This window comes from Pedobacter sp. UC225_65 (assembly GCF_042698365.1).
In the GTDB taxonomy this organism is placed as follows: Bacteria; Bacteroidota; Bacteroidia; order Sphingobacteriales; family Sphingobacteriaceae; genus Pedobacter.
This window is the reverse complement of record NZ_CP170550.1, coordinates 988,437-1,004,613: the sequence shown is the minus strand read 5'-3', so window position 1 is coordinate 1,004,613 and position 16,177 is coordinate 988,437. Positions and strand designations below refer to the sequence as shown.

16 protein-coding genes and 3 pseudogenes are annotated in these 16,177 nt (G+C 38.3%); 12 read left to right on the top strand and 7 right to left on the bottom strand.

What is annotated here, in order from left to right:
- Positions 1–165: 165 nt before the first annotated feature.
- From ACFJIZ_RS05225 to ACFJIZ_RS05210, 4 genes and pseudogenes are all read right to left on the bottom strand, one after another.
- Positions 166–471, bottom strand: coding sequence for an RNA recognition motif domain-containing protein (locus ACFJIZ_RS05225; RefSeq protein WP_379091308.1), 306 nt, complete (start codon positions 469–471; stop codon positions 166–168).
- Positions 472–777: 306 nt separating this feature from the next.
- Positions 778–1,068, bottom strand: coding sequence for an MmcQ/YjbR family DNA-binding protein (locus tag ACFJIZ_RS05220; RefSeq protein WP_379091306.1), 291 nt, complete (start codon positions 1,066–1,068; stop codon positions 778–780).
- 55 nt (positions 1,069–1,123) lie between these two features.
- Positions 1,124–1,723, bottom strand: a pseudogene (locus ACFJIZ_RS05215) (queuosine precursor transporter).
- A gap of 231 nt (positions 1,724–1,954) precedes the next feature.
- On the bottom strand, positions 1,955–2,110 hold the full coding sequence (locus ACFJIZ_RS05210; protein ID WP_379091304.1) for a hypothetical protein: 156 nt from the start codon (positions 2,108–2,110) through the stop codon (positions 1,955–1,957).
- On the opposite strand from ACFJIZ_RS05210, the gene ACFJIZ_RS05205 reads away from it, so the two are divergent.
- Positions 2,109–2,786 (top strand): Bcr/CflA family efflux MFS transporter, encoded by a 678-nt coding sequence (locus ACFJIZ_RS05205; protein WP_379091302.1) that lies wholly within the window; start codon positions 2,109–2,111, stop codon positions 2,784–2,786. The genes ACFJIZ_RS05210 and ACFJIZ_RS05205 overlap by 2 nt on opposite strands.
- Before the next feature lie 160 nt (positions 2,787–2,946).
- On the opposite strand, the gene ACFJIZ_RS05200 is transcribed toward ACFJIZ_RS05205, so the two are convergent.
- On the bottom strand, positions 2,947–3,246 hold the full coding sequence (locus ACFJIZ_RS05200; protein ID WP_379091300.1) for a hypothetical protein: 300 nt from the start codon (positions 3,244–3,246) through the stop codon (positions 2,947–2,949).
- A 50-nt stretch (positions 3,247–3,296) separates the two neighbouring features.
- Here ACFJIZ_RS05200 and ACFJIZ_RS05195 point away from each other — a divergent pair, with 50 nt between their 5' ends.
- Genes ACFJIZ_RS05195 through ACFJIZ_RS05165 form a run of 7 tightly spaced genes read left to right on the top strand, consistent with a single transcriptional unit; the run spans position 3,297 to position 10,739 of the window.
- A complete protein-coding gene (locus ACFJIZ_RS05195) occupies positions 3,297–4,442 on the top strand; it encodes a methionine aminotransferase (RefSeq protein WP_379091298.1) in 1,146 nt (381 codons plus the stop codon).
- Between the two features lie 28 nt (positions 4,443–4,470).
- Positions 4,471–5,274, top strand: coding sequence for a nitrilase family protein (locus ACFJIZ_RS05190; RefSeq protein ID WP_379091296.1), 804 nt, complete (start codon positions 4,471–4,473; stop codon positions 5,272–5,274).
- 31 nt (positions 5,275–5,305) lie between these two features.
- A complete protein-coding gene (locus tag ACFJIZ_RS05185) occupies positions 5,306–6,340 on the top strand; it encodes a N(4)-(beta-N-acetylglucosaminyl)-L-asparaginase (RefSeq protein WP_379091294.1) in 1,035 nt (344 codons plus the stop codon).
- A gap of 15 nt (positions 6,341–6,355) precedes the next feature.
- Entirely contained in the window at positions 6,356–7,108 is a 753-nt protein-coding gene (locus tag ACFJIZ_RS05180) for a copper homeostasis protein CutC (protein ID WP_379091292.1), read from the top strand.
- Positions 7,105–7,542 carry a hypothetical protein gene (locus tag ACFJIZ_RS05175; RefSeq protein ID WP_379091290.1) on the top strand — a complete coding sequence of 146 codons (438 nt, stop codon included), beginning with the start codon at positions 7,105–7,107 and terminating at the stop codon, positions 7,540–7,542. The genes ACFJIZ_RS05180 and ACFJIZ_RS05175 overlap by 4 nt, the downstream gene beginning before the upstream one ends.
- A 9-nt stretch (positions 7,543–7,551) precedes the next feature.
- The gene (locus ACFJIZ_RS05170) at positions 7,552–10,479 is read left to right on the top strand and encodes a GH92 family glycosyl hydrolase (RefSeq protein ID WP_379091288.1); all 2,928 of its coding nucleotides are present in this window, start codon (positions 7,552–7,554) and stop codon (positions 10,477–10,479) included.
- Positions 10,479–10,739 carry a hypothetical protein gene (locus ACFJIZ_RS05165; RefSeq protein ID WP_379091286.1) on the top strand — a complete coding sequence of 87 codons (261 nt, stop codon included), beginning with the start codon at positions 10,479–10,481 and terminating at the stop codon, positions 10,737–10,739. The genes ACFJIZ_RS05170 and ACFJIZ_RS05165 overlap by 1 nt, the downstream gene beginning before the upstream one ends.
- A 253-nt stretch (positions 10,740–10,992) precedes the next feature.
- On the opposite strand, the gene ACFJIZ_RS05160 is transcribed toward ACFJIZ_RS05165, so the two are convergent.
- Positions 10,993–12,093, bottom strand: coding sequence for a S41 family peptidase (locus tag ACFJIZ_RS05160; RefSeq protein ID WP_379091284.1), 1,101 nt, complete (start codon positions 12,091–12,093; stop codon positions 10,993–10,995).
- Positions 12,094–12,276: 183 nt separating this feature from the next.
- Between ACFJIZ_RS05160 and lepA the strand changes: the two are divergent.
- The 4 genes and pseudogenes from lepA (at position 12,277) to ACFJIZ_RS05140 (ending at position 15,805) form a co-directional block, all read left to right on the top strand.
- Positions 12,277–14,064, top strand: a pseudogene (lepA, locus tag ACFJIZ_RS05155) (translation elongation factor 4).
- Positions 14,065–14,147: 83 nt separating this feature from the next.
- Positions 14,148–15,032 (top strand): annotated as a pseudogene (locus ACFJIZ_RS05150) (bifunctional 5,10-methylenetetrahydrofolate dehydrogenase/5,10-methenyltetrahydrofolate cyclohydrolase).
- 87 nt (positions 15,033–15,119) lie between these two features.
- Positions 15,120–15,377: a DUF6364 family protein gene (locus ACFJIZ_RS05145; RefSeq protein WP_379091282.1), complete on the top strand. Its 258-nt coding sequence runs from the start codon at positions 15,120–15,122 to the stop codon at positions 15,375–15,377.
- A gap of 2 nt (positions 15,378–15,379) precedes the next feature.
- The gene (locus tag ACFJIZ_RS05140) at positions 15,380–15,805 is read left to right on the top strand and encodes a PIN domain-containing protein (protein ID WP_379091280.1); all 426 of its coding nucleotides are present in this window, start codon (positions 15,380–15,382) and stop codon (positions 15,803–15,805) included.
- On the opposite strand, the gene ACFJIZ_RS05135 is transcribed toward ACFJIZ_RS05140, so the two are convergent.
- A complete protein-coding gene (locus ACFJIZ_RS05135) occupies positions 15,806–16,141 on the bottom strand; it encodes a Rieske (2Fe-2S) protein (RefSeq protein WP_379091278.1) in 336 nt (111 codons plus the stop codon). It abuts the gene before it with no gap.
- Positions 16,142–16,177 lie beyond the last annotated feature (36 nt).

Sequence of the window (16,177 nt, the reverse complement as noted above, 5' to 3'; positions counted from 1 at the left end):
GTACAAAAAATCAATCGAAAATTTTGGGCAAAAAAATTGCGGACTATAAAATCCGCAATACTTTATCAGCTTGACACCTAAGTATAAGTCTTGTAGGTAAGAAATATTAATCCGTAAAAATCCTTTAGCCTATGCTAGACTTTAAAATGCCAATAGGATTTGTAACTAGTAACTACGCTCTCTGCTGTTGTTACGTTTAAAACCACCACCTGCATTACCGCCTGTGTTTGGTTTCTCTTGAGCCTCGGCAACTTTAATTCTGTTACCGTTGTAGTCTCCACCGTTCATTCTTTTGATAGCTTCTTTAGCTTCCTCATCATTAGGCATCTCTACAAAACCAAAACCACGGCTTTGGTTAGTTTCACGATCTTTAATAATCCTAAGTGATTTTACTTGACCGAAATCACCAAATACGGCTGTTAATTCATCTTCCCCTACTTCTAAAGGAAGGCCTGTAATAAATATCTTCATTAATGTTTAAAAATTTGCACAAAGATACAAAAAATAATGGGTATTTTGCTATCTGAATGTCAGTTATCTAATTATAAGTTATTGTTTTTCAATATTATTCCTAAAATAATTTTAAGTTATTGTTTTGCTATCCACCGATTTAACTTCTACAATTCTTTTAAGAAATTGATAAACCTGTAAAAAGCACATCAACTTTAATGCATCAGCAACTTTTCACATAAATATAACGCACCAAAAGCTGTTTTTGTGTTAAATAAAAATTAATTTATGTCCACTTAACAGAAATTGTTGAACATCAGTATTTTCTTAATCAAGAAATTCTTTCAAGTACTTTTTAGGCGCCCTATTTTTCCAAGCGGTAATGAGGAGTTCTTTTAGGTCATTTGGTTCAACACGGTCTAAATTGACCAACATATACTTGTAATTAAGGTAATGGTCGGTGATAAAGAAGGTCTGTGAATCTTTGAACATCCATTGTTCTCTTGCTAAAGTATGGATTACAAGATTTTCCTCATCTTCCTTTAAACGGGCAAAGATATGTTTATTGACATAAAATGCGGGTGTTTCAAAACACAACTGCTCTGTTACACCTGGCAATGATAAAACAACCTACGGACAAATGTCAAGGCCAATATCGTTTTATCCTGCATTCTTATCCCCTTCCTGCCATTTTGATCATCCGATGTGCTAGATCTTTTCCTAAATAGCCATCTATAATTCCATGTACCAGATACAGAATAGGTGTCATGGCAATAGCGATGATAAATTTATAGGTATAGCCAACCAAACCTATGGCGGCAACCATCTGCCAACTCCAATGGTAATTGGGATTAAGATAAAAGGCGATGAAGATCACCACAAAACTATCTATCAACTGCGAAACAACAGTTGAACCCGTTGCCCTTAACCATAAGGCCCGCTCTCCGGTAAATTTTTTAATGCGGTGAAAGATGAGCACATCAACCATCTGTCCAATCAAAAAAGCAGTGATTGAGCCTACAATGATTCACATGCCCTGCCCAAAAATAGCATCGAAGGCTACCACCATATTGATCTGCTGTCCATCCACATTTTGGGTCAACCAAAAATCAGAAGGTTGCAGCTTCATCGCTAAGCCTACCACAACAAAGGCAAAACCAATCAAAATACAAGTTAAAATAGACAAGAAACGAACCTGTTTTACACCAAAATATTCGTTGATGATATCGGTCATGATGAAGATGATGGGCCAGGTTAAAACCCCAGCCGACATGTTAAACGAAAGATTAGGAACGCCAAACAGATTGATGTCGAACTTTTTAATTCCCAGCGTTCCTTCTACCGAAAAAATCTTTACTCCAATAAATTCTGATAATATGGCATTGGCCACAAAAAAAGCGCCTAGAACCAGGAGCAATCGGCTTTCTTTGGTTTTAAAAGTCATATAGCTAAAATACAATTATTTTAGTAGAAACGAAATTCTGACACTCCTAATGAGGAATTATCATTCTATTTTTACAAAGCGGAGACGCCAAAGAATTTCCGAATCCTCATCTTTGTCGCTCTTTAAAAATCCCATCAATGGCAAAATCCAAAGCGTTCTTTTTTGATCTTTACTCTTAGGTTCTTTAGCAGCATTAGCACCTTTTTCTATCGACATGTATCTACCAGGCTTTAAGGCCATTGCCAAGGACCTAGATACCGATGTTTCAAGTGTATCGTTGTCGCTTTCTACCTTCTTTATTGGTATATCTACTGGCCAGCTCTTATATGGACCTTTGCTCGATAAATTTGGAAGGAAAAAGCCGCTCTATTTTGGCTTGACTCTTTTTATCCTCTCCTCATTAAGTTGTCTTTTTGTCACCAACATTGACCAATTGATTGTGATCAGGTTTGTACAGGCGATTGGCTGTTGTGCCGCTGCAGTGGCTGCTGTTGCCATGGTCAGAGATTTATTTACCGTTAAAGAAAGTCCAAAGGTATTTGCCTCTTTGATGTTGGTGATTGCGGTTTCGCCAATGTTGGCCCCAACTGCTGGTGGCTACCTGATCGCAGCCCTAGGTTGGCAATCTGTATTTGTGTTTTTAGGTTTGATGGCATTTTTGATGTTGTTGGCAAGTATCTGGTGGTTACCCGAAAGCTACAAACCAGACCCTTCCTATTCCTTAAAACCCAAACCGATCTTAACTAATTTTTTAACCGTTTTAAAAGAACCTGGTTTTTATACCTACGCCTTGGTAAGCGCCATCACATTTAGTGGATTGTTTGCCTATGTATCTTCATCGCCTATTGTTTTTATGGATATCTATAAAGTAAGTGAAACAGGCTACGGCTGATCTTTGCCTTATTATCGGTTTTCTTTATCGGTTTTAGTCAGGTCAATAGTTTTATCCTCAGGTGGTTTAGCAGTAAGAGTATTGTTTTCTGGGCTTTGATCGCGCAATGTGTATTCAGTATTTTATTTCTGTTTGTTGCCCTTAACAATTGGTTAAATCTTTATACCACCATTACTTTCATTGCATTGTTCTTAGCATGCCTAGGTTTCATCAATCCAAATGCATCTGCTTTATCCTTGGCACCATTTACAAAAAACGCTGGGAGTGCATCTGCTTTAATGGGCGCCTTACAAATGGGTCTAGGTGCGTTGGCATCTGCAGTGATCAGTTTGTTTGCTGCTGATGTAGTTTGGCCAATGCCGGCGGTAATGACAATGGCTGCAATCATTGCCTTGAGCTGTCTCCTTATTGGAAGAAAACGGATCAAAATAGCACCAAATACAGTGCAGTAATGTGTCATTTCTCTCAGAATTAGCAGTATTTATAAGATTATTGCTATTTTCGTATTGCATGATACTTATAAACTCTAAACTTCCAACCGTAAGCACGAACATATTTACGGTAATGTCCAAACTAGCCCAAGAACATCAGGCGATCAACCTTTCGCAAGGTTTCCCAGATTACGCTGCCAATCCGAAATTGATTAAATATGTGGCCGATGCCATGAAAGATGGGCATAATCAATATGCACCAATGGCCGGTCTACCTATTTTGAGAGAACTGGTGGCAGAAAAAACCAATAGGCTTTATGGTGCCAATTATAATCCTGAAACTGAAGTCACGATTACTGCAGGTGGTACACAGGCCATATTTACAGCACTATCTGCCATCATTAATCCCGGGGATGAAGTGATCATCTTTGAGCCTGCTTACGATTGTTATTCGCCAACGGTTAAACTATTGGGTGGATTAGTGAAACCTTTCGAACTACATGGCCCAGATTATGCCATTGATTGGGAAATGGTAAAGAAGCTTTTCACGGCCAATACCAGGATGATCATCTTAAACAGTCCACAAAACCCTACGGGTAGCATTTTAACAAAAAGCGACATTGATGCCTTGATCAAATTGACCAAAAACACAGATGTACTGATCCTTAGCGATGAGGTATATGAGCACATTATCTTTGATGGAGAAAAACATGAAAGTGTAGCCATCTATCCCGAATTGCAGGAACGAAGTTTCATTGTTGCTTCTTTTGGAAAATTGCTTCATACTACCGGCTGGAAATTAGGTTATTGCCTTGCTCCTGTTAAACTGATGAATGAATTTAGAAAAGTACACCAGTTTAATGTATTTAGTGTAAATACGCCTATGCAAGTAGGGATTGCAAACTACCTCAAAAGCGAAAGTGTATACGAAGATATTGCCGTATTTTTTCAGGAAAAAAGAGATTTGTTTCGCGCTCTTTTAAGTCAGACTAAATTTAAATTATTACCTTGTAAAGGTTCTTATTTTCAATGCGTAAACTACGAGGCCATCAGCGATGAAAAAGACAAGGACATGGCCAAAAGATTAGTTACTGAATATGGTGTGGCAAGCATACCCGTTTCAGCATTTTATACCAAGAACAACACTGATAAAATATTAAGATTTTGCTTTGCAAAAGAAAAAGAAACATTAGAAAAAGCCGTTGAAAGACTATTAAAAATATAATTTTCATCCCTAAAAAAATTATAAAAAAATGGAAAGTCCACAATATTTGAACATCCAAAATCTCAAGGTAACGGTCTTTCAGGCTTACCTATTTTGGGAGAACATTGATAAAAACCTACAAAATATCAGTTTGAGGTTATCAGGTGGTGTTCGAGAAAAAACAGACCTCATCGTATTGCCAGAAATGTTCAATACAGGTTTTACGATGAAGGCCGAAGAACTTTCGGAAGAAATGGATGGCAAAACCATGCAGTGGCTCCGAAAAACAGCATCAAACTACGATTGTGTTGTTACAGGAAGTCTGATCATCAAAGAAAATGGAAATTACTACAATCGGATCATCTGGATGTTACCTGATGGTACCTATCAATATTACGACAAACATCATCTATTTGGCATGGGCGATGAGGATAAAAACTTTACTGCTGGTCAAAAATCTTTGATCGTAGAACTAAAAGGATGGAAGATCAGGCTTGCCGTATGTTACGACCTCCGTTTTCCGGTTTGGTTGCGCAACAAAAATGCCGAATACGACATTTTATTATTGGTGGCCAGTTGGCCCGATAAGCGCTCTTCGCATTGGCGAACCTTGATCCACGCAAGGGCCATAGAAAACCAGAGTTACGTAATTGCCGTTAACCGTGTTGGCCACGATGGAAACCAAGTATACCACAGCGGTCATTCTATGTGCATTGATCCCCATGGCAATACCATCTATTACAAACCAGAGGATGAAGACCTGTATACTTTCAGCATCAACTATACCGATTTAGAGAAGACCAGAAGGCAATTTCCATTTTTAAAAGATGCCGACGATTTTTCTTTAACCTAAAAACAAACCTTAAACCTGTCAAAATCAACCAATGTTCAACAGAAGAAAATTTATAAAAGCCACTGCCCTATCAACAGCATTATTGGCTATTGACCAAAAAAGCATGGCTGCTGCAATTCCCTCATCAAATGGTAAAGCAGTAAACAAGCCAATCGTTATTTCTACCTGGGATTTTGGTGTAGCTGCCAATGCGGCTGCATGGAAAGTACTAAATGCAAATGGTAAAGCTTTAGATGCAGTTGAACAAGGTGTTTGGGTACCAGAAGCGGATGAATCTAATCAATCTGTAGGTTATGGTGGTTTACCAGATCGCGATGGTAAGGTAACCTTAGATGCCTGTATCATGGACGAATTGGGCAATTGTGGCGCAGTATTGGCATTGGAGCACATTATACATCCAATTTCTGTAGCACGGAAGGTGATGGAAAAAACACCTCATGTGATGCTAGCTGGAGATGGAGCTTTACAATTTGCCTTAGAACAAGGTTTTAAGAAAGAAAACCTACTTACGCCTGCAAGCGAAAAGGCTTGGAAACAATGGCTAAAGGAAGCCAAGTACCAACCTGTTATGAACATAGAGAACAAGCTGTACGATAAAGCTGCTCCAAATAAGCTTCCAGGAAACAAATACAACCACGATACCATCGGAATGATTGCCATGGATGCCAAAGGAAACCTTTCTGGTGCCTGTACCACTAGCGGAATGGCCTATAAACTACATGGTCGAATTGGAGATAGTCCAATTATCGGTGCAGGTTTATACATCGACAACGAAATTGGTGGAGCTACATCAACTGGTGTTGGAGAAGAAGTGGTAAGAAATGTAGGTTCTTTCTTGGTGGTAGAATTGATGCGTCAAGGATACTCACCAGAAGATGCTTGTAAAGAAGCCGTCATGCGCATCATCAAAAAGAAACCAGAAACGGCCAAAAATATACAAGTAGGCTTTTTGGCCATGAATAAAAAAGGCGAATATGGTGCTTATGCCATTCAGCAAGGTTTTACCTACGCCGTTTGCGATAGTCAAAAACAAGACCTGGTAATCAAAGGAAAGAGTTACTATTAACTTACCTACTACCAATTGAAAACTACTGAAAATATCAAGACTGGCCTTGAAGTCTGCGCCAATTCATTCGCCTCTGCCAAAGCAGCAGCAGCAGGTGGCGCCATTCGCGTAGAATTATGCGAAAACATGGCCGAAGGCGGTACTACACCAAGTTATGCCCAGATCAAACTTTGTAAAACACAGTTAAAACTTCAAGTTTGGCCTATCATCCGTCCACGAGGTGGCGATTTCTTATACAGTGAAGACGAATTTGAAATCATGAAAGAAGATATCATCAACTGCAAAAACCTAAATTGTGATGGAGCCGTAACAGGAATTTTATTGGCCAATGGCGAAATAGACCAAAAACGTTGTGCAGAGCTGATTCAATTGGCACAGCCTATGCCTTTGGCTTTCCATCGTGCTTTTGACATGAGCAACAACCTCAAAAAAGCATTGGAAGAGCTGATTGAGTTGGGTTTTGTTAGGATATTAACTTCTGGCGGAGCCGACAATGCTTATGATGGAATGACAACATTGGCGGAACTGGTAACGCAGGCCAATGGCAGAATAGAGGTCATGCCAGGAGCGGGTATCAATCCTGAGAACATCTCAACCATCAAACAAACAACCAAAGCTTCCGTATTTCATTCATCTGCAAGGATCATGGTCAAAAGCCAAATGCAATATAAAAATACAACTAGCAAAATGGGCAGTATAGCAGATGAATATCAATACGAGCAGACCTCGGCCCTACTAGTTGAACAAATGGTAACGAAAATCTCATGAAAAAACTGAATATCACCTTTTTATTGGTTGCTTTGGTCTTTGTTCTCAAAGCCCAAAATGTAAAACCAAAAGCACCAGACTTTGCCTTGGGCAGCTTTATGGATGATTATGGCATTACCTATTCCATCAATGATACACTTTGGGTCCAAAACCCAACTACCAAATACCATATCATTAAATGGAACCCAGAAAAACAGTATCTCGTAGCCAAAAACGATGCAGGCAACAAAACTGATGGCAATAAATATACCCGCATAGATTACATGACCTTTAGCGACATGGAGCCTTGGCGATGGGGCTTCTGTTTAACTGTATATGATGCCGCAACAGACCAGATTGCAGAGCAGACCGCTTATGTTGACCGACAAAATCCTAAAAAAGGATGTAATGGCTATCCATTTTCCAGAATGAAAAAAGTTGAAACCAAACCCTAATCTAAATCAATGAAATTTGCTAAATGCTTTGTAGCGCTTGTATTGTTGGCCAATCTTTTATTTGCGCAAAATAAAAGGAGCTATAATCAATATGTAAATCCATTTATCGGAACAGGTGGTCATGGACATACCTATCCTGGCCCTGCTTTGCCATTTGGCATGATCCGACCCGGACCAGACACGAGGTTGGATGGTTGGGATGGCTGTTCTGGTTACCATTATACAGATTCGTTGGTATACGGATTTTCTCAAACGCATTTAAGTGGAACTGGTATTGAAGATTATTGCGATTTTCTATTCATGCCAACTACGGGTAAGCCACAGTTCTTGAACAAACAATATGCCTCTCCATTTCAAAAGAAAAATGAAAAGGCAAGTCCTGGTTATTACAGTACATTTTTAGATAAATATCGAATCAAGGCCGAAATTACAACAAGCAAACGTGCAGGTTTGTACAAATTTAGCTATCCAAAATCTAAAGAAGCCAATATTATCATCGACCTTAAACACCGCGATAAGGTTTTAGACAGTTGGGTAGAAATTGTAAACGATAGAGAGATCAAAGGTTATCGAAAATCAAGCTCTTGGGCAAAGGGACAAGAACTCTATTTCCATGTGCGTTACAATAAACCCTTTAAAGCTTATGGCATTGCCGTTAATGATGAACTACAACCAGGAATAAAAAAAGCCAAGGGAACCAATATCAAATTGTACATCCAGTTTGAAACCGAAGAACAAGAAGCCGTCCTCTCTAAAGTAGCCATTTCTGCAGTGGATGACCAAGGTGCTTTAAAAAATCTAAACGCAGAAACTGATGGTTTTGATTTCGCTAAAGTATGGACAAAAGCACAGATTGCTTGGAACAAAGAACTCTCCAAAATAGATGTAGAAAGCACAGACAACAAAAAGTTAACTACTTTTTATACTGCACTTTACCATAGCTTACTTAATCCAAATTTATATATGGATGTAGATGGAAGATATCGTGGTTTAGACAAAAAGATACATACGGCAAAAAGCTTTGAATATTACACCGTCTTTTCTCTGTGGGATACCTACAGAACAGAAAACCCATTGTTGACTCTAATTGATCGTAAAAGGACTTTAGATTTTATCCAAACCTTTTTGACCATGTACAAAGAAGGTGGACTATTGCCGATTTGGCCATTGGCTAATGATGAAACTTATTGTATGATCGGTAACCATGCCATTCCGGTAATTACAGATGCTTATGCCAAAGGGATTCGTGGTTTTGACACCAAGCTTGCTCTTGAAGCCATGAAACATGCAGTGAACCGTAAACAATTCGGTATTGATGTATACGCCAAGTATGGTGCGGTAATGGCCGATATGGAACACGAAAGTGCTTCTAAAACAGTAGAGTATGCTTACGACGATTGGTGCATTGCTCAATTTGCCAAAATGATTGGCGCTGAAGCAGATTACCAGATCTATATGACAAGGGCACAAAACTGGAAAAACGTTTACGATCGATCTACCGGTCATATCCGTGCACGGAACAATGGAGGTTGGTGGAAACCCTTTAACCCAACAGAGGTAAATAATAATTATACCGAGGGTAACTCTTGGCATTACAGCTTTAGTACCCAACAAGATATAAATGGACATATGGCGCTGATGGGTGGCGAAAGGACCTACCAACAAAAGCTAGATGAACTCTTCACGACCAAACAAGGCTTAACCGGACGCGACCAAAGTGACATTACAGGTCTAATTGGCCAGTATGCCCATGGAAACGAACCAAGTCACCATATGGCTTATCTATTCAACTTTACCTCGCATCCAGAAAAAACCCAATACTATGTCAACAAAATCATGAATGAACAATACCATGATCAACCAGATGGTTTATCTGGAAATGAAGATTGTGGACAGATGAGCGCCTGGTTGGTGATGAGTGCAATGGGCATCTATCCTGTTTCGCCCGGCAACAATATGTATAATATTGGTACACCTTGGTTTAAAAAAATGAGCATCAGCTTAGAGAATGGTAAAAAGATCATCATCAATGCCCCAACTAAAAATGTTGCTAATTATTATATCAAGGGTATTTCTTTAAATGGCAAACCTTACCATAAGTTGTTTTTAGATTTTAAAGACCTTGCCAATGGTGCCAACTTAGATTTCACTTTGTCTGCTACTCCAAACCTCAAATACCTTAATAGTCTACAGAAACCTGTGATGAAGATCAACACAGTGCAAATCGTACCTAATCCAATTATCGAGGGACCACAAGAAACATTTAAAAACAATGCCGAAGTAAGCATTACGTCTGCCCTACCAGCTACTGAAATCTATTATACGTTAGATGGCAGCATACCAAATCAAAAGGCCAAAAGATATACTGTTCCTTTTACCATAGATAAAGGGCTTACCATTAAAGCAATCGCCTATAAAAAAGGATTCAAGACCAGTTATGTAAGTACAGCAACCTATCAGAAAATCACCAACAATTATAGCATTAAGATCAATAGCGAAATCAACAAGAGCTTTACTGGCGGCGGCAACGATGCCCTGATTGATGGTGTTAGAGGTGCGATCAATTGGCGTGTAGGTAATCGCTGGCAAGGTTTCTGGGGCAGAGATTTCGAAGCCATCTTAGATCTGGGTAAAGTGCAAATGGTAAATTTGGTAAGCATTGGCGCTCTACAAGATACGCAAGCCTGGATTGTATTTCCACCAGAAACCGAGTTTTACATTGCTGGTGATGACCTCAACTGTAAATTGATTGGTACTGTAAAAGCTCCGGCTGAAGCAAAAGATTATACGCTACAGATCAAAGAACTGGCTACCAAAGTAAATATGGAATGTCGTTACATTAAGATTATAGCCAAAAACTATGGTACACTACCAGAATGGCATGAAGGTGCTGGTGGTAAAGCACATATCTTCTTTGATGAAATTACGGTAAAGTAATGGAATCAACAAAGCAGCTCAATCACATCCTAAATGGCCTATACATTTGTATGGCCCTGCTTTCTATGTTTGATATACTCACCAATTTCGAAATCAGAAGCCAAGGCCTAAAATCGTTTATCTATTATGGGGTTCTTTTTGCTACACCACTTGTTTTAATCTGGAATTTCATCAGTTTAAAAAATAATAAGGTTTTGGCTTCACTATCTCCATTATTGATTTTGATATTGGTCTTTACTATGGGGTTAACCAAATCTTAGCCAATGTAAGTACCTGGCAAACACTAGTAATCTTATATAAGAATAAAAATTCTAACATCACTACAATTGAACACCAATTACAAAGTAGTGCAAACTTTAAGTTCAATGAGAGAACTGTTAAGGTAACTTATCTAACAGGTTTGTTTATGATTGTTTACCGAATGCCAGATGATATATCATCTAAAAACGAGTGGGTAAAGATCAATCAATATGTAAGCCATAATTAAAGATTTTAACCACAAGTAGTTTACTTTTATTGCGTTAATCTTAATTTAATCAGGTTGATCTTTTGCTTTTCACCATTGTCGATCAATACATCGGGTCTGATACCGATGTTATCAATTGGATTTTTAGGAAGACGTTTGGATCTTGAAATCGGGATAGTTAAATTATAGTCTGCGCAAGGAATATCAAAATACTCATAATTGGCATAATCTAACATACCGTAAGAATTTTCGCCAAAAATGGTTACTTTTTTACTCTGCTTGGCCACCAGTAAAAAAGATTCTGCAGCACTTGCCGAATTACGATCTATTAAAAAAGCTACCTTTTTAGGATACTCATAAATGGAATCTAATCTAACATAAGTCGTATCCTTACCAGATGGGTTCACAAAATGACCTTTATTGTTTTTCATTAGGGCTACGATATTGGAAATATAAGCCTTTGTTTCTTTAGCCACTTCTTTATCGGCAAGCTTTTGTTCATAAATCTCAATATTATCAGCCGTTGCCCAAAACTCTGACGATAAGGTGGCCATAGGATTGGTATATAAATAAGGTAAAAATGGACTATACACAAAATCACTGCCTCCCATATTCCCTCTCAGGTCAATGATCCAATTGGGTGTCCTTTTCAATTCGTTAGCATACTTTTTAATTAGGTTATCTACATTTTTCTTTTCCGACCAATCAAAAGAAGGTAGCGTAATCAATAATGTTTGTTCATTGAGCACTTTGATACTGGTTTCATTGCTCAAAGTATCTTTTGCCGCCGGAGCAAGCGATTTAAGTTTTGGAAGTAGTTTGTTCAACTGACTTAGTTTTTCTGGATATTTTTCACGGTAGCGCCAATCCAATTGTACCCTTAAATGTTGGTCTTTAAAATAATTGGTCCATGTGCGCAATAAAACATAACAAGAATCAACATTGCTTGTCTTTTTTGCCTTTTCGGTTAATTTATTGGTGAACTTGGTAAATTCTTTACTGTTGGCAGCATTGACTTTATCACGATAGCCAGCATAATTCCTACTCACCTGTGTAACGGTGTAATTAAAATTAACTGAGCAATCGCAGTTTTGTGCCAGTAAATTTGTGGTCAATAAAGTAAATGCAATCAAACTGATAAGTTTCATAGATACGGGTTTAAGGATGAGACGATAGGTTGATGAAATGAGTTGCATATCGGCCATAAATTTAATAATTTCTGTATGGAACCTAACCAATTCAAATCCATTTAACGACTTTCTTTTTTATCCGATGCTACAACTTCCATTTTCCATTATATTTTACCTTAAAAAAACTATCTTTGCACAAAGATGAAGCACATACGTAATTTTTGCATAATTGCACATATTGACCACGGCAAAAGCACATTAGCTGATAGGTTACTAGAATATACAGCGACGATTTCTCAACGCGAATCTCAAGCACAGTTGCTTGATAATATGGATTTAGAGCGCGAACGTGGAATCACGATCAAAAGTCACGCTATCCAAATGAACTTTAAGATCGATGGTCAGGAATACAATTTCAATCTAATTGATACCCCTGGTCATGTTGATTTTTCTTACGAAGTATCACGTTCTATCGCAGCCTGCGAAGGCGCTTTGTTAATTGTTGATGCCTCGCAAGGTATACAGGCACAGACCATTTCCAATCTTTATTTGGCTTTGGAGCATGACTTAGAGATCATTCCAATCTTGAATAAAATGGATCTTCCTGGTGCCATGCCAGAAGAGGTAAAAGACCAGATTGATCGACCTGATTGGCTGTAAAAGAGAAGAGATGATTCCTGCATCTGGTAAAACCGGAATGGGTATCCCTGAAATTCTGCAAGCCATTGTAGACCGTGTACCTGCCCCTGTTGGTGATCCAGAAGCACCTTTACAAGCTTTGATCTTTGATAGTGTGTTCAACTCTTTTAGAGGATCATCGCCTATTACAAAGTGGTAAATGGTGAAATCAAAAAAGGTGACAAAGTAAAATTCATTAATACTGGTAAGGAATATTTAGCTGATGAAGTTGGTATTTTAAAACTAGATATGTCGCCAAGAAATTCTGTAAAAACTGGTGATGTAGGTTATATTATTTCTGGAATTAAGGAAGCTCGTGAAGTAAAAGTTGGTGATACGATTACAAATGTTGCCAGACCATCTTTAGAAGCCATTCAAGGTTTTGAAGAAGTAAAACCAATGGTATTTGCTGGGATTTACCCAGTTGATACCGATGAGTTTGAAGAGCTGAGAGAGGCCATGCACAAGCTACAACTGAATGATGCTTCTATCGTTTTTGAACCAGAAAGTTCAGCAGCTTTGGGCTTTGGTTTCCGTTGCGGTTTCTTGGGCATGTTGCACATGGAGATCATCCAGGAACGTTTGGAGCGTGAATTTGACATGACGGTAATTACTACCGTTCCCAACGTATCTTACATTGCCCATACCACCAAGGGTGAAGAAATTTTTGTTAACAATCCATCTGATTTACCTGATCCAAGTAAATTGGATTTTGTTGAAGAACCTTATATCAAAGCAAATATCATTACAAAAGCTGATTTTGTTGGACCAGTAATGTCATTGTGCATTCAGAAAAGAGGAACAATTATAAATCAATCTTACTTAACATCTGATAGGGTTGAATTGGTTTTCGAAATGCCGATGGGTGAAATTGTATTTGATTTTTATGATAAATTGAAAACGATTTCTAAAGGCTATGCTTCTTTCGATTATCACCAGGTTGGTTACCGTAAATCTGATTTGGTACGTTTAGATATGTTAATCAATGATGAACCAGTTGATGCTTTATCTTCATTAATTCACCGTAGCAATGCTTACGATTTTGGTAAAAAAATCTGCGAAAAGTTGAGAGAACTGATTCCTCGTCAACAATTTGAGATCAAGATACAGGCTTCTATCGGTGCCAAGGTTATCGCTCGAGAAACATTGAGTGCCTTACGTAAAGACGTAACCGCCAAATGTTATGGTGGTGACATCTCACGTAAACGTAAGTTACTGGAAAAACAGAAAAAAGGTAAAAAACGGATGCGTCAAGTGGGTAACGTAGAAATTCCACAGACCGCATTTATGGCAGTTTTAAAATTAGACTAACCTAGATCTGAGACAGTAGACATGAGATTTGAGACTTAACGATCAATCTCACATCTCAAATCTCATATCTCACTTCTTAACATATGAATCTACTCGACGGAAAATTCGCATCAGAAAAGATCAAAACAGAAATTGCTGCAGAAGCTTCGGCTTTTTTGGCACAAAGTGGACGTAAACCCCATCTGGTTGCCATACTAGTTGGTAACGATGGTGGTAGTGAAACTTATGTTGCCAGCAAAATGAAGAATTGTGAGAAAGTGGGTTTTCAGTCGTCGTTGATCAGGTATGACAATTCAGTAACAGAAGCTGAACTATTGGCTAAAATTGAGGAAATCAATAAAGATGCTGGTGTTGACGGTTTAATTGTACAATTACCATTACCTCAACACATTGACCCAGAAAAAGTGACCGAAACCATCGATTACCGAAAAGATGTAGATGGTTTTCATCCAGTTAACTTGGGTAGAATGATGCGTAACCTTCCTTGTTTCATTCCTGCCACACCTTATGGCATCCTTTTGATGTTAAAAGCATACGATATCGATACCACTGGCAAACATTGTGTGGTAGTTGGTCGTAGCAATATTGTGGGTAGCCCAATGAGTATCTTAATGGCCCGTAATGCCAATCCTGGAAACTGTACCGTAACCTTAACACATAGTAGAACGCAAAACCTCAAAGAAATGGTTTTACAAGGTGATATTATAGTGGCTGCCATTGGCAAAAAGAACTTCGTTACTGCCGATATGGTTAAACCAGGCGCCATCATCATTGATGTAGGTATCAATAGAGAAACTTCTACTGAAACTAAATCGGGCTATAAATTGTACGGTGATGTTGATTTTGAAAATGTAGCTCCAAAAGCATCGTGATTGACTCCTGTACCAGGCGGTGTTGGTTTGATGACCATTGTTGGCTTACTAAAAAATACACTGGCATCGGCAAAAAAGGAAATCTACTCCAATTAAACCTTAAGTTTTATTTTGAAAATTTATACGTATAGATATTTTAAATATCACGTATAAATTGTTATATTTGTGTTTAATCAAATGGTTATGGACGCAAAATTAACTTTAAGTTTTGACCAAGAAGTTGTAAAAAAAGCAAAAAAATATGCTGCAGCTAACAATATCAGCTTATCAAGGCTAATTGAACACTTGTTAACGCAGGTTACTGCCAAAGAATATAAATCTCTAGAAGATTTTCCAATAGCTGATTGGGTAAGCATGGTTTCGGAGGGCGATATCGAATATAAAAAAGCAAAACCTTCCCGCAAATCCTCAAAAGAGGAGTTCTACTCGTCTAAAAAATAAGGATGAAGTTATTTTTAGATGCCAATGTGCTGGTTTCGGTATTGAACAAAGAATATCCCTTGTTTACCTATTCATCACGCATTTTGAGTTTGGTTTCAAATCATCCTAAATTTGAGATCTATACTTCTCCCCTTTGTTTAGCTATTGCATTTTATTTCGCTCAGAAAAAACATGGCAACCAAGTAGCCAAACAAAAAATAGACCTGCTTTGTCAGCATATTCAAATTGCAGAGAACCTAAAAGATGGCGTTTTGCAAACCCTTGACAATAAAAAGATACACGATTTTGAAGATGGATTGGAACATTATGCAGCAAAAAACTGTAATTGCAACTGTATCATTACTGAAGACATCAGCGATTTCTATTTTTCTGAGATTGAGACCTTAGATTGCAAAAGCTTTTTTAATCGGTACTTGTTGAACCTTTAACTAACCAAAAAATCTTTTCCATAGGCTTTGTTTAAATCCTACATAAAGTCCGTCAGGTCTTAGCTCTGTAGGATAAATGTTGACATAATCTCCCTGTCCCTCTGCTCCTCTTCCTGTTTTGAGGTTGTATTCCCAACGGTGTATCGGACAAACCAGATTCCCCTCTTTGCACCAGCCGCCACTCAAAATCCCTCCTGCATGCGGGCAAGTATTCTGTGTAGCATAAAATGCTCCTTCGTTCTTGATCAGGCATATTTTACGGCCATCGGCCTTTACCATCGTCACAAAATCCTCTTGTTCAACTTCCTGTTTTGACAAAACCTTTACCCAAATCATCTTTTCTACTTTATTGAATGTGTATATTTGCGCTCT

Excerpts from the sequence above, each read along its gene's own strand:
- ACFJIZ_RS05205 (WP_379091302.1), top strand. The coding sequence starts at position 2,109 with ATGTATCTACCAGGCTTTAAGGCCATTGCCAAGGACCTAGATACCGAT.
- ACFJIZ_RS05195 (WP_379091298.1), top strand. The coding sequence starts at position 3,297 with ATGATACTTATAAACTCTAAACTTCCAACCGTAAGCACGAACATATTT.
- ACFJIZ_RS05185 (WP_379091294.1), top strand. The coding sequence starts at position 5,306 with ATGTTCAACAGAAGAAAATTTATAAAAGCCACTGCCCTATCAACAGCA.
- ACFJIZ_RS05160 (WP_379091284.1), bottom strand. The coding sequence starts at position 12,093 with ATGAAACTTATCAGTTTGATTGCATTTACTTTATTGACCACAAATTTA.
- ACFJIZ_RS05165 (WP_379091286.1), top strand. The coding sequence starts at position 10,479 with ATGGAATCAACAAAGCAGCTCAATCACATCCTAAATGGCCTATACATT.
- ACFJIZ_RS05225 (WP_379091308.1), bottom strand. The coding sequence starts at position 471 with ATGAAGATATTTATTACAGGCCTTCCTTTAGAAGTAGGGGAAGATGAA.
- ACFJIZ_RS05145 (WP_379091282.1), top strand. The coding sequence starts at position 15,120 with ATGGACGCAAAATTAACTTTAAGTTTTGACCAAGAAGTTGTAAAAAAA.
- ACFJIZ_RS05190 (WP_379091296.1), top strand. The coding sequence starts at position 4,471 with ATGGAAAGTCCACAATATTTGAACATCCAAAATCTCAAGGTAACGGTC.
- ACFJIZ_RS05140 (WP_379091280.1), top strand. The coding sequence starts at position 15,380 with ATGAAGTTATTTTTAGATGCCAATGTGCTGGTTTCGGTATTGAACAAA.
- ACFJIZ_RS05135 (WP_379091278.1), bottom strand. The coding sequence starts at position 16,141 with ATGATTTGGGTAAAGGTTTTGTCAAAACAGGAAGTTGAACAAGAGGAT.
- ACFJIZ_RS05170 (WP_379091288.1), top strand. The coding sequence starts at position 7,552 with ATGAAATTTGCTAAATGCTTTGTAGCGCTTGTATTGTTGGCCAATCTT.
- ACFJIZ_RS05175 (WP_379091290.1), top strand. The coding sequence starts at position 7,105 with ATGAAAAAACTGAATATCACCTTTTTATTGGTTGCTTTGGTCTTTGTT.
- ACFJIZ_RS05200 (WP_379091300.1), bottom strand. The coding sequence starts at position 3,246 with ATGACACATTACTGCACTGTATTTGGTGCTATTTTGATCCGTTTTCTT.
- ACFJIZ_RS05210 (WP_379091304.1), bottom strand. The coding sequence starts at position 2,110 with ATGTCGATAGAAAAAGGTGCTAATGCTGCTAAAGAACCTAAGAGTAAA.